This window comes from Actinomadura scrupuli, from assembly GCF_050971785.1.
Taxonomy (GTDB): Bacteria; Actinomycetota; Actinomycetes; order Streptosporangiales; family Streptosporangiaceae; genus Actinomadura_E; species Actinomadura_E scrupuli.
In genome coordinates this window covers 43,532-55,838 of record NZ_JBPCCU010000005.1, presented here as the reverse complement: position 1 = coordinate 55,838, position 12,307 = coordinate 43,532, and the positions used below count along the sequence as shown (strand labels likewise).

General features: G+C 73.3%; 10 protein-coding genes. 4 read left to right on the top strand and 6 right to left on the bottom strand.

Annotation, left to right across the window (positions count from 1 at the left end; genetic code table 11):
* Window positions 1–10: 10 nt before the first annotated feature.
* Window positions 11–931, bottom strand: a complete 921-nt coding sequence (locus tag ACRYCC_RS22855) for a haloalkane dehalogenase (RefSeq protein ID WP_433815142.1) — start codon at window positions 929–931, stop codon at window positions 11–13.
* Between the two features lie 117 nt (window positions 932–1,048).
* On the opposite strand from ACRYCC_RS22855, the gene ACRYCC_RS22850 reads away from it, so the two are divergent.
* Window positions 1,049–3,838 carry a DEAD/DEAH box helicase family protein gene (locus tag ACRYCC_RS22850; protein WP_433815141.1) on the top strand — a complete coding sequence of 930 codons (2,790 nt, stop codon included), beginning with the start codon at window positions 1,049–1,051 and terminating at the stop codon, window positions 3,836–3,838.
* A gap of 8 nt (window positions 3,839–3,846) precedes the next feature.
* Here ACRYCC_RS22850 and ACRYCC_RS22845 read toward each other — a convergent pair whose 3' ends face one another.
* The gene (locus ACRYCC_RS22845; protein ID WP_433815139.1) at window positions 3,847–5,190 is read right to left on the bottom strand and encodes a TerD family protein; all 1,344 of its coding nucleotides are present in this window, start codon (window positions 5,188–5,190) and stop codon (window positions 3,847–3,849) included.
* A 214-nt stretch (window positions 5,191–5,404) separates the two neighbouring features.
* Here ACRYCC_RS22845 and ACRYCC_RS22840 point away from each other — a divergent pair, with 214 nt between their 5' ends.
* Entirely contained in the window at window positions 5,405–6,157 is a 753-nt protein-coding gene (locus ACRYCC_RS22840; protein WP_433815137.1) for a DoxX family protein, read from the top strand.
* 18 nt (window positions 6,158–6,175) lie between these two features.
* Here ACRYCC_RS22840 and ACRYCC_RS22835 read toward each other — a convergent pair whose 3' ends face one another.
* The 3 genes from ACRYCC_RS22835 to ACRYCC_RS22825 are packed head-to-tail and all read right to left on the bottom strand — an operon-like array spanning window position 6,176 to window position 9,163.
* Complete coding sequence (locus ACRYCC_RS22835; RefSeq protein WP_433815135.1) at window positions 6,176–7,285, bottom strand: NAD(P)-binding domain-containing protein; 1,110 nt, start codon at window positions 7,283–7,285, stop codon at window positions 6,176–6,178.
* A gap of 47 nt (window positions 7,286–7,332) precedes the next feature.
* Complete coding sequence (locus ACRYCC_RS22830; RefSeq protein ID WP_433815133.1) at window positions 7,333–8,136, bottom strand: ABC transporter permease; 804 nt, start codon at window positions 8,134–8,136, stop codon at window positions 7,333–7,335.
* On the bottom strand, window positions 8,129–9,163 hold the full coding sequence (locus tag ACRYCC_RS22825; protein ID WP_433815131.1) for an ATP-binding cassette domain-containing protein: 1,035 nt from the start codon (window positions 9,161–9,163) through the stop codon (window positions 8,129–8,131). The genes ACRYCC_RS22830 and ACRYCC_RS22825 overlap by 8 nt, the downstream gene beginning before the upstream one ends.
* 236 nt (window positions 9,164–9,399) lie before the next feature.
* Between ACRYCC_RS22825 and ACRYCC_RS22820 the strand changes: the two genes are divergently transcribed.
* Complete coding sequence (locus ACRYCC_RS22820) at window positions 9,400–10,386, top strand: TetR/AcrR family transcriptional regulator C-terminal domain-containing protein (RefSeq protein WP_433815129.1); 987 nt, start codon at window positions 9,400–9,402, stop codon at window positions 10,384–10,386.
* A gap of 12 nt (window positions 10,387–10,398) precedes the next feature.
* On the opposite strand, the gene ACRYCC_RS22815 is transcribed toward ACRYCC_RS22820, so the two are convergent.
* The gene (locus ACRYCC_RS22815; RefSeq protein ID WP_433815127.1) at window positions 10,399–10,791 is read right to left on the bottom strand and encodes a VOC family protein; all 393 of its coding nucleotides are present in this window, start codon (window positions 10,789–10,791) and stop codon (window positions 10,399–10,401) included.
* 242 nt (window positions 10,792–11,033) lie between these two features.
* Between ACRYCC_RS22815 and ACRYCC_RS22810 the strand changes: the two genes are divergently transcribed.
* The gene (locus ACRYCC_RS22810; RefSeq protein ID WP_433815125.1) at window positions 11,034–12,260 is read left to right on the top strand and encodes a phosphodiester glycosidase family protein; all 1,227 of its coding nucleotides are present in this window, start codon (window positions 11,034–11,036) and stop codon (window positions 12,258–12,260) included.
* Window positions 12,261–12,307: the final 47 nt, after the last annotated feature.

The window sequence follows — 12,307 nt, the reverse complement described above, 5'->3', positions numbered from 1 at the left end:
AGGCGCTCGGTCACGCGGTCTCCCGGACGGCGGTCTCCCGGACGAAGGAGGCGATCTCCCGGCCGAGCCGTTCTCCGGCGTCCTCCTGCAGGAAGTGCCCGGCGCCCTCCAGCGTGGGATGGGCCCGGCCGTGCGCGCCCGGGATCAGCTCGGCGAAGAGCGGCGCCATCGGCCCCGTGATCGGGTCCTGGTCGCCGAAGGCCACCAGCACCGGCTTCGACCACTGCCTGAGCATGTCCCAGGCCAGCCGGTTGGCGGGCGCCTCGGGGTCGTCGGGCTCGGCGGGCACCAGCCCCGGCATCGCCTTCGGGCCGGCCTTGAACGTCTCGTCGGGGAACGGCGCCTCGTAGGCCGCCTTCACCTCGTCGCTCAGTGTGGTCCGGCAGCCCGACTGGATGCTGCGGGCGATGTCGAAGGCCGGTGAAGTCCGCACCGCCTGGCGGAACCGCAGCCAGGTCTCCGGCATGGGGAAGTCGCCGGTGGGCAGGCCGGTGTTGGCCGCGACGAGCCGGGCGAACCGGTCGGGGTTCGCGACGGCGAGCCGCAGCCCGATCAGGCCGCCCCAGTCCTGTCCGACCAGCGTCACCTCCCGCAGGTCGAGCACGTCGAAGACGAGCGACCGGGTCCATTCGATGTGCCGGGCGTAGGTGTGGTCGGTGATCTCGGTGGGCTTGTCGGAGCGGCCGAAACCGACCAGGTCGGGCACGACCACCCGCAGTCCCGCGTCCACCAGCACCCGCAGGACGTGCCGGTAGAGGAACGACCACGACGGCTCGCCGTGCAGGAGCAGCACCACCGGGCCGGTGCCCTCGTCGAGGTAGGCCATCCGCATCGTCCCGCCGTCCTGGTCGGGCACGTCGGCGTACCGAGGCTCGTACGGGAAGTCGGGGAGGCCTTCGAAGCGCTCGGCAGGGGTCCGGAGAATCCGCATCGAGCCATGATGCCAGGGCGCGCCCACCGGCGTGCCCGGTGGCAGGACAAGGTCTCGGCCGGATGGGCGCCAAGAGAACACCCCCGCGCATCGAGCCGTCCGTGAAGAATGTCCGTTGTGACGACCTCCGGGACCCGCTGGCCGGGTCGGCTGCGGCCGTACCAGCTCACGGCGCTGACCGCGCTGGACGACGGCTGGGCGGGGGGCCGGCGCCGCGCCTGGGTGGTGCTCCCGCCCGGGTCGGGGAAGACGCTGGTCGGCCTGGAGGCGGCCCGCCGGCTGGGCCGCAAAACCGTCGTCTTCGTACCGAACACGGCGATCCAGAGCCAGTGGATCGCGCACTGGGAGCGGTTCGGGGGCGCCGCGGGCATCACCCGGGACCTGCGCGCCGACGTCAGCGTCCTGACCTATCAGTCGCTGGCGGTGTTCGACGCCGACGCCGAGAGCGACGAGGAGGGCCGGGAACGCGGCCTGCTGCGCCGGCTGCACGACAACGGACGGGAGCTCATCGCCGCGCTGCGGTCGGCGGGGCCGCTCACCCTCGTGCTGGACGAGTGCCATCACCTGCTCGACGTGTGGGGGCGGCTGCTCGCCGAGGTGCTCGACCAGTTGCCCGGCGCGCTCGTCATCGGGCTGACCGCCACCCCGCCCGCCTCGCTGACCCCGGAGGAGGCCAGGCTGGTCGACGCGCTGTTCGGGGTACCGATCCTCGGGGCCTCCGTCCCGGCGCTGGTCCGGCAGGGCCATCTCACCCCTTTCACCGAGCTGGCCTGGCTGACCACGCCCACCGCGGTGGAGGCCGACTACATCGCCGGTGAGGCGGAGCGGTTCGCGGAGCTGACCACCGATCTGCTGGAGCCGGGCTTCGCGACGGTCGCGTTCCTGGAATGGCTGGACGGCCGGCTGGTCGGCCGCACCGCCTCGGCGGGAGAGCCGGTCGACTGGCATCGGATCGCCAAGGACGAACCGGCGGTCGCGGCGGCGGCGCTGCGCTTCCATCACGCCGGGATGCTGGAGCTGCCGCCGGGCGCCCGGCTGCGCGAGGAGCATCGGCACCCGCCGTCCGCCGAGGACTGGGTCGCGCTGCTCGGCGACTACGTCCGGCACTGCCTGCTGCCCAGCACCGACGTCAAGGACGCCGGCGCCGTCGAGGCGATCAAACGGGCGCTGCCCGCGGTCGGCTACCAGCTCACCAAGCGGGGCATCCGCTCCGCCCGCTCCCCGGTCGACCGGGTGCTCGCCCGCAGCGCCGCCAAGACCCACGGCGCGGTCGAGATCGCCGCGGCCGAGGCCACCGCGCTCGGCGACCGGCTGCGCTGCCTGGTGCTGTGCGACCACGAACGCGCCGGCGCGACCCTGCCCGCGCGGCTGCGCGACGTCCTGGACGCCGAGGCCGGGTCGGCCTGGCTGATGCTGCAGAACCTGGTGGCCGATCCGCGGACCCGGTCGCTGCGTCCCATGCTCGTCACCGGCCGTACGGTGGCGGCCGCGGAGGAGACCGCCTGGGCCTTCGCGGGAGAGGACCTGACGGTCGAGCCGGCCGGTGACGGCCTGGCTCTGATCACCGGCTCCTGGAGTTCGCGGACGTGGGTGCCGAGGGTGACCGCCTTCTTCGAGGCGGGGCGCTGCCAGGTGCTGGTCGGCACCCGGGCGCTGCTCGGCGAGGGCTGGGACGCACGCGGGGTGAACACGCTCGTCGATCTGACCACCGCGACCACGCCGACCTCCGTGGTGCAGACCCGGGGCAGGGCCGTGCGGCTCGACCCGGACTGGCCGGATAAGACGGCCAGCACCTGGACGGTCGTCTGCGTGACGGACCGGCACCCCAAGGGGGCGGCCGACTGGAACCGGTTCGCCCGCAAACATCACGGATATCTGGTCGCCACCCCGGACGGCGAGATCGTCTCCGGGGTGGCGCACGTCGACCCGTCGTTCTCCCCGTACGCGCCTCCCCCGGTCGAGTCGTTCGACGCGCTCAACACGGCGATGCTGCTCCGCGCGCAGGACCGGCCGGCGACCCGGGCGGCCTGGCGGCTGGGCGCGCCCTTCCGGGACGAGCTCGTGCACACGGTACGGGTCCGTACCGGCCGGGCGGGCGGGGCCGTCGTGACGCGGGACCGGCCCGGTCCTCCCGAGGTGGTGCCCGCGGAGCGCTGCGCGCAGCCGGCCCCCACCTCGTGGACCGGCGGCCCCGGCGACCCGGTGGAGACGATGTGGTTCGCCGGAGGCGCCGCCGTGCTGGCGGCGCTGTTCGCCCTGGCCGGGATGGTGGTGGGCGGAAGCACCCACCTTGCGGCACATCTGGCCCAGGTTGTCGCCGCGCTGGTGGCCGTGCTGGGGCTGGGGTGGTGGGTCACCCTCCGGATCCCGCAGAACCGCGCCGCCTGCCGGCTGGACGAGCTCGCCGCGGGGCCGTCCGCCGAGCTCTTCGCCTACGCGGTGGCCGACGGGCTGGCCTTCGCGGGACTGTCCCGGCGCGGCGCGGAGGGCGTGACGGTACGGCCGGAGCCGGACGGGACCTACCGGTTCGCGCTCGCCGACGTCGACACCGCCACCTCCGAGCGGTTCGCGACGGCGCTGGACGAGGTGCTGTCCCCCGTCGCCGATCCGCGCTACGTGATGCCCCGCTATGTCGTACGGAGCCGTACCGGCCAGGACCGGCGGCGCCGCGCCCGCGCGTGGCTGCGCGACCGGGCGAAGGCCGACGCGGTCGTCTACCACGCGGTGCCGTCGATCCTCGGGCAGAACCGCACCCGCACGGAGGCGTTCGTGCGGGCCTGGAACACCTGGGTGTCCGGCGGCTCGGCGGTGTACGCGGCGTCACCGCAGGGCGCGGGCGTGCTGGCCACCCACCGGGGCGAGGACCCGTTCGCCGCCACCACCCTGCTCCGGGTGGCGTGGGACTGAGCCGGTCGCTATTTACGGCCGGTGGTCCATTGGAAGCCCCAGCCGAACTCCTGGTCGATCAGCTGCTTGCCTCCCACCCGCCCCTGGTTGGGGTAGTAGCGGGCCAGCCGGTGCACCACCAGTTCGCCGCCCACGTTCTCGATGAGCGCCACGGCCGCCGTACGGGCCCGGACGTCGCACTCGTCCAGGAACATCTCGATCGGCGCCCCACCCTGCGGGAAGAGGGTGGCCACCGCGTTCAGTCCGGCGAAGGTGTCGGCCCCGTCGTAGATCTGCGCGATCACCAGCAGCCGCCGGAACTCGTCGCTGCGGCCGAGATTGATGCTGAGGTTCTCCCCCGTGGCCACCGCGCCCGTCCGGTCGTCACCGTCCAGCCGTACGAACGGCGGGCGGTCGAAGTCCCCGAAACTGCGCCCGGCCGGGTCGATCATGCCCTTGGTGCCGTCCCGCAGCTCCCACATACAGCACAGGTCCAGGTCGAGACCCTGGCTCGCGCGTTTGCCGAACAGGCCGATGGCGGGGTCCGGCTTGCTCCAGTTGAGGTTGACCCGCATCGCGCCCGAGGTCGCGCCCTGTTTGGTCAGCGAGACCGAGGGGTTCCGCTTGGTCAGCGTGACCTTGGTCAGCCGCACCGGCGGCGCGGCCGGGGCCGCGGGGCTCGCGGCCTGCGGAGCGGGCGGCATGGCCTGCGGCACAGGTGGCATGGCCTGCGGAGCGGGCGGCATGGCCTGCGGCACGGGCGGCACAGGTGGCGCAGACGGCATAGGCGGCACGGGGGACGTGGGGGGCGTGGGGGGCGTGGGGGGCGCCGCCTGCGGGGCCGGGGCGGGTTCGTCCACGCTGATGCCGAAGTCGGTGGCCAGGCCGGCCAGTCCGGTGGCGTACCCCTGGCCCACGGCCCGGAACTTCCAGGCGCCCTGCCGGCGGTAGAGCTCGCCGAGCACGAACGCGGTCTCCGAACCGGCATCCGTGCTGTCGAAACGCGCCACCTCCGCGCCGGTGGCGGCGTCCAGCACCCGGATGTGCAGGCCGGGGAACTGCCGGAACACCCCGCCGTCGGCGGAGGCCGCGATCACCACGGTGTCGACGTCGGGCTCGACCGCGCCCAGCTCGACCACCACGGCGTCCCGGATCTCGGTGCCCTCGTTCCGCTTGCCCTCATGTCTGACCGCAGCCGAAGGATGGACCGGCTGGTTGTAGAAGACCAGGTCCTCGTCGGTGCGCACCTTGCCGTTGACCAGCAGCAACGCCGACGCGTCCGCGTCCGGCACCCCCTGGCCGCCCTGCCAGCCCAGCTCGACCCGCACCGTCGCCGCGGTCACCGGCACGTTGGCGCCCTTTTGCATCGACATGATCCCCTCCGCCTTCAGGTCATCCCAACCTAGATGCCTTCGGCTCCCGTTCGCACCCGTGGCGCACTGAACGAACCGCGGGGTCCCCGCGTCAAAGGAAAGGGACGTATATTTCACCGTCACACGACGCTCGATCAGTTCCGGCTGGACGAAGGGCCGCCCCCCATCGGATCATCCGTCGACGAGCGTTCATCCCCCAGGGAAGGGAACGGCCATGCGGACTCGGCCGCTGTACGACGTCGCCGCCTTGCTGGCCCGGATCGGAGTCGGCGTCGTCTTCATCGCGCACGGCTGGCAGAAGATCCAGGTAGGGGTCACCGCCACCGCCCACAACTTCGACCTTCTGGGCGTGCCGGTGCCGACGGCCGCCGCGGTGTACGCCACGTTCGTGGAACTGCTCGGCGGGGCCGCGCTCATCCTCGGGCTCGGCCTGCCCGTCGCGGGGCTGCTGCTGTTCGCCGACATGCTGGGCGCGTTCATCTTCGTCAACGTCGAGCACGGCTTGTTCGTCACCGACCAGGGCATGGCCAAGGAGGGGTTCGAGCTGGTCCTCGTGCTGGGACTGGCGAGCCTGCTGTTCGCCACCGGCGGCGGTGGCCGCATCACCCTCGACAGCCGGATCTTCCCTCGTCGCACCGAGTCGCCGGGCGGGCACGCCTTCGACAGGCAGAATACCGACAAGCAGAGCACGGGCAGGCAGGCCAGGGGCCGCCTGGGCATCGGCAGGCGGCAGGCAGGCGGGCAGGGCGCGGGCGAGCCGGGCGCCCATGACGCCGCCGCGGAGCCGGCGGCCGCGCCCGCCAAGCCCCCGGCCGCCAAGCCGTCGGCGATCAAGCCCCCGGCATCGAGCGCGGACACCACCACCGAGATCCCGCGGCTGGCCGCCGACATCGTCGAGGACACCAGCCGCGACACCCTCGTGGCCGGGCGGAAGAGGCCGCGCAAGCCCACCGGCGGCAACGTCTGACCGGTGATCCGGGCACCGTCACGCGGACAGCCGGGCCGGCTCCAGCAGCCGCCGGATCTCCCGCATCGCCATCCGTCCCGCCCGGTTAGCCCCGATGGTGCTGGCGGACGGCCCGTACCCGACCAGCTGCACCCGGGGGTCCTTCACCACCCGGGTGCCCTCGACCCGGATGCCGCCGCCGGGTTCGCGTAGCCGCAGCGGCGCCAGATGGTCGATCGCGGGGCGGAACCCGGTGCACCACAGGATCACGTCGGCCCGCTGCCGCCGGCCGTCGGCCCAGACCACGCCGTCCGGGGTGATCCGCTGGAACATCGGGAGCCGGTCCAGCACGCCCCGCGCCTGCGCGGCCTTGACCTGCGGGGTCGCGGGGTAACCGGTCGCGTTGCTGATCACGCTCCCGGGCGGGAGTCCCCTGCGGACCCGCTCCTCGACGCGGGCCACCACGGCACGTCCCCGGCTCTCGTCGAACGGCCCGTCGTCGAACACCGGCGGCCGCCGGGTGACCCAGGTGGTGGTGGCCACCTCGGAGATCTCCATGAGCAGCTGTACGGCCGAGGCCCCGCCGCCCACGAGCACGACGTGCAGGCCGGCGAACTCCTCGCGGCTGCGGTAGTCGGCGGTGTGCAGCTGACGTCCGGTGAAGGACTCCTGACCTGGGTAGTGGGGCCAGAACGGGCGGTCCCAGGTGCCGGTGGCGTTGACGAGGGCCCTGGCCGCCCAGGTGCCGGCCGGGGTCTCCACCATCAGCCGCCCGGCGGGCCCGTCGCGGACCGCCCGCACGTCCACGGGCCGGTGCACCCGCAGGTCGAAGGCGCGTTCGTAGCGCGCGAAGTACTCCGAGACCACCTCCGACGAGGGACGGCGCTCGTCGCGGTCCTCCAGGGGCAGGCCGGGCAGGTCGTGGATGCGGTGGGTGGCGCCCAGGGTGAGCGACGGCCACCGGTACTGCCACGCGCCGCCGGGCCGCGCGGAGTGGTCCAGCACGACGAAGTCCTCGTCCGGCCGCAGCCCGGCCCTGCTCAGGAAGTACGCGCTGGACAGTCCCGCCTGCCCGGCACCGATCACGACCACGTCCGTCTCGCGGGCGGAAACGTCCCTCTGCACGACGGTGCCAACCACGCGGGACACGACCGGATTCCCGGTGGGCGCTCCGCCACCGGGCGGCGCGTGGCGGATCAACCCGTACGGCGCCGGAACAACACCCCGGAGAGCACGACCGAGACCAGGATGATGCCCGCGCACCAGGTGAGCGCCTGCCAGGGGCTCGTGCCGACCGGCCGGCCCAGCAACAGGCCGCGGATAGTCTCGATGACGGGCGTGGAGGGCTGGTGGTGCGCGAACCCATGGATCCAGGCCGGCATGGTGTCGATCGGGACGAAGGCACTGCTGGCGTAGGGCAGGAACATCACCAGGAACGTGAAGCCGTTCGCCGCCTCCGGTGACGAGGCCATGATGCCGACCGCGGCGGCCAGCCAGGAGACGGCGAGGATGAACAGCAGCAGGACGCCCGCCGCGCCGAGCCAGCCCGGCGCCCCGGCATGCGGCCGGAACCCGATGAGGAACGCGACCGCGAAGACCAGAACGGTCGAGGCGGTGTTGCGCACGGCGCTGGCCGCCACGTGCCCGGCGAGGATGGCCGGTCCGCCGACGTCCATCGACCGGAACCGGTCGATGATGCCGCTGGTCAGGTCCTGGCTGACGGTGACCGCCGTGGTCGCCGACCCGAACCCGGCGCACAGCAGGAGCACGCCCGGCACGACGTAGGTGACGTACCTGGTGCCGGTGTCGATGGCGCCGCCGAAGAGATAGACGAACATCAGCATCAGCAGGACCGGCAGTATCAGCGAGGTCAGCAGCGCGTCGAGGTTGCGCCGGGACAGCCGGACACAGCGCCCGGCCATGGTCAGCGAGTCCCGGACCGCCGAGGCCGGCCGGACCGTGGCGAACGCGGGGGCGGGGGGCAGGGCGAGATCAGACATCGGCGGTGTCCTGTCCGGGTCGGCGGGTGGTGTGGCCGGTCAGGGCCAGGAAGACGTCGTCGAGGGTGGCGGTCTGCACGGCGAACCTGCGCACGAGGTCGCGCCGTGGGTCGATCTCGTCGAGCAGAGCCCGTACCCGGGCCGCGTCGCCGTCGGTGGCCACACCGAGGGTCAGGGCCGCCGGGTCGCTCCGCACCACGCGCCCGCCCAGCGAACGGGCGACGTCGGCGAGGGCGGCGGCGTCGCGCAGGACGAGCTCCAGCCGCTGGTCGGCGACCTGCCGCTTGAGCTCGGCGGGAGTGCCCTCCGCGACGACCCGGCCGCCGTCGACGACCGCGACGCGGTCGGCGAGCCGATCGGCCTCCTCGAGGTACTGCGTCGTCAGGAAGACGGTCACCCCCGCTCCGGCCAGCTCGGCGATGACCTGCCACATCGCCTGGCGGCTGCGCGGGTCCAGGCCGGTCGTCGGCTCGTCCAGGAACATCACCTCGGGGCGGGCGACCAGCCCCGCCGCGAGGTCCAGCCGGCGGCGCGTCCCACCGGAGTAGGTCGCGACCCTGCGCCGGCCCGCGTCGGCGAGGTCGAACTGATCCAGCAGTTCCGTGGCCCGGCGTCGTGCCGCGGCGGCGGGAAGCCGGCACAGCCGCCCCATCATGCGCAGGTTCTCCGCCCCGGTCTGCAGTTCGTCGACCGCGACGTCCTGGCCGGTCAGGCTGATCCTGCGGCGCACCTCGTGCCGGTCGCCGGTGACGTCGAAGCCCGCGACCCGCGCCCGGCCGGCGTCCGCGCGCACCAGCGTGGACAGCACGCGTACCGTGGTCGTCTTGCCCGCTCCGTTCGGTCCCAGCAGCGCGAACACGCTGCCGCGCTCGACCCGCAGGTCCAGGCCGGCCAGCACCCGGACGGTGCCGTAGGACTTCTCGAGACCGCCGGCCTCGATCGCCCATCCGGCGTCCGGCGGGCCGGGCGGCATCGCCGGTACGGCGGCCCCGGCCACGCTCGCGCCGGAGACGTTCGTGCTCTGCATCTGACTCTCCTCGTCCTGTCGCGTACGCTGTACACAAATATGCGTACAGGCTACACATTGCCCACGAGCCTTATCAGCAGTACAGGCGACCATCGGACCGCACTAGTACACACAATCGCCATGGACGGTCCTGGTGACAGGCGGCTCCGTCCGGCTGTCCCGTCATCGCGGCGGTCTCACTGCTTTCCACGGCGCCGGTGCACTAGTACGGTCTGCGTCGAGCACTGGAGGCGAACATGAACCGGGACGTCGGGTCCACCGAACCGCCCTATCTCCGGATCGTCTCCGAGCTCCGGCACCGGATCGCCGCCGGCGAGCTGGGGGAAGGCGACCGGGTGCCGTCGACCAGGCAGATCGCCAAGGAGTGGGGGGTCGCGATCGCCACCGCCACCAAGGTCCTGACCACGCTGCGGCAGGAGGGGCTGGTCCGGGTCGTGCCGGGGGTGGGCACTGTGGTGGCCGGCCCCGATCCCCGGCCGGTCCCGGCGCGGCGTACCCCGCGGCGCCGTACCGCCCCGGACGCCGCGGGAGCCGGTACGGCCGACCAGACCCTGAACCGGGAGCGCGTCGTGCGCGCCGCGATCGAGGTCGCCGACGCCGAGGGGCTGGCGGCGCTGTCCATGCGGCGGGTCGCCGCCGAGCTCGGCGTCGCCACCATGGCCCTGTACCGCCATGTGGACGGCAAGGACGAGCTCGTCTTCCTGATGGCCGACACCGTCTGTGCCGACGACCCGCTCCCGTCGTCCCCGCCGCCGGGCTGGGAGGCCCGGCTGGAGCTCATGGCCCGGCTGCAGTGGGCGCTCTACCGCCGGCATCCATGGCTGGCGCAGTTCATGTCCTTCACCCGGCCACCGCTGTTGCCCCACGCGGTGTCGCACACCGAATGGGCCCTGAGCGCGGTGGACGGTCTCGGCCTCGACCCGGCCACCATGCTGCACATAGCCGTGACCATGTCCAACTACGTCCGGGGAACCGCCGTGAACTTCGCGTCGGAGGCCGAGGCGGAGGCGGAGACCGGCGTCACCGGCGAGCAGTGGATGGAGTCGCAGGAGGCCGCGTTCGCCGCCCTCGTCGAGTCCGGCAGGCTCCCGGTGTTCGCCCGCGTCACCGCGGGGCCCGAGCTCGATTTCAGCCTCGACTCGCTGTTCGGCTTCGGCCTGCGATGCGTGCTGGACGGCATCGCGGTGCTCATCGGCGAACGCACCGCCGGCCGGTCGCGCTGAGCCTCCTCAGGATCAGCCGTTCGGGCAGAACAGGTCGACGGCGTTGCCGTCCGGGTCGTGGACGATGGCATAGCGCTGGCCCCAGAACGCGTCCCACGGCGCCTTGTGCCCGTGGTGACCGAGCGAGACGAGTTCGTCGTAGGCCTCGTCCACCTCGGCCGGGCTGCCGAGCCGGAAGGCCAGCGCCATGCGCGGGTCGCCACCGGAGGGCTGCCAGCCGGGCTGGAAGGACCGGATGGTCTCCACCGTGTCCCAGGCGATCCGAAGCCCGCCGGGCAGCGCCGCCTCGACGTGCGGTTCCTTGTCGGCCTCCGCCGGCACGTCGAGCCCCAGCCTCCGGTAGAAGGCCAGGGAGCGGGCCATGTCCTCGACCACCATGCCGATGAGATGGAGCTCGGTCTTCATGTCTCTCCGATCGCCGAGTAGCAGGTGCTCACGCACGTCAAGCTAGCCCCCGCCGCCCTTCCGGTCTTGTAGGGATCGGACATCTCCGCGGACCCACCGGAGCCTGGCCGCGGGCGACACGCGGCATCCGCGGCGCGGCGCTTACCGGCATTCCCGCCACCGCTCCATCACACTGAGCAGTCGGCCGGTCACCGACTCTGGGCGACCGGCGGATCCACGGCCCCCGGAGAAAGGCCCCACCTGTGCTGCGGAAGACCCTGCCCGCCCTGCTGCCCTCCGTCGTGGGTACCGCGATCGTGCTCAGCGGCGCCGCACCGGTGATCGCCGATCCGCCGGGCGCGCTGCGGTTCACCGGGGTCCACTCCCTCGCGTCCGGGGTGGTGCTGAAGGGCTTCCAGACGAGGGGCTCCCATGGCGTCGCGCTCGGCCACCTGCTGGAGGTGGACCTGGCCGACCCGCACACTCACGTGGACCTGCTGCACCCGCCCGCGGTGGCGGCCCGCAGAACGGTCACCGCCATGGTCAACGCCCAGCACGCGCTGGCCGGCGTCAACGGCGACTTCTTCAACATCAGCGAGAGCCATCCGGGCGTCCGGCCGACCGGATCGGCCAACGGCCCGGAGGTGGCGGCGGGTCGCGACCGGAAGGCCGCGGTGCCGAACGGGCAGCGCTTCGGCCCGGCACTGCCGGCCGGCACCTCGACCGAGGACGTCATCGGCGTGGGTGAAGATCGGGTGGCCCGGGTGACGACCCTGCACCTGGACGGCATGGTCCGGGCCGGTCAGGCCGTGCTCCCCCTGGGCGGTCTCAACCAGTACGCCCTGCCGGTCGGCGGGATCGGGGCGTTCACCGGCGACTGGGGCACGATGCCGAGGATCCGGGCGACCTGCGGTACGGACACCAGACGCGGCGCCCGGTGCAGCCCCGACACCGCCGAGGTCACGGTGGCACGCGGCCGGGTGACCCAGGTCGGTGACGCGGTCGGAGACGGCCCGATCCCGCCCGGCACGACCGTTCTCGTCGGCCGCGAACAGGGCGCCGTCGCGCTGCGGGCCCTGCGACCCGGTGACCCGGTCGACCTCGACTATCGCCTGACCGCGCCGGGGCCGGTCCGCCTGCGGTTCGCCGTCGGCGGGCTTCCGATCCTGCGCGACCGGCGGCCCCTGCCCGGCCTGGACACCGCGATCAGCGCGCCGCGCACCGCCGCCGGGGTCGGCCCGGACGGGCACCGGATGTACCTGGTGGTGGTCGACGGCCGGTCCGAGCTGAGCGGGGGCGTCACCAGTGCCGAGTTGTCGGCGCTGCTCGCCCGGCTGGGCGCCGACGACGGCGTGAGCCTCGACTGCGGCGGCTCCTCCGCCCTCACGTTGCGCGAGCCGGGCGCGCGGGCCGCGACCCTGCACAGCAGGCCCTCCGACGGCCGCGAGCGTGCGGTCGCCAACGGGATCGGCGTCTTCGCCCGGCCCTGAGCGACCGGCACCATGATGTCGGATTTCCGCTAGCTTGGAGGCGTGGC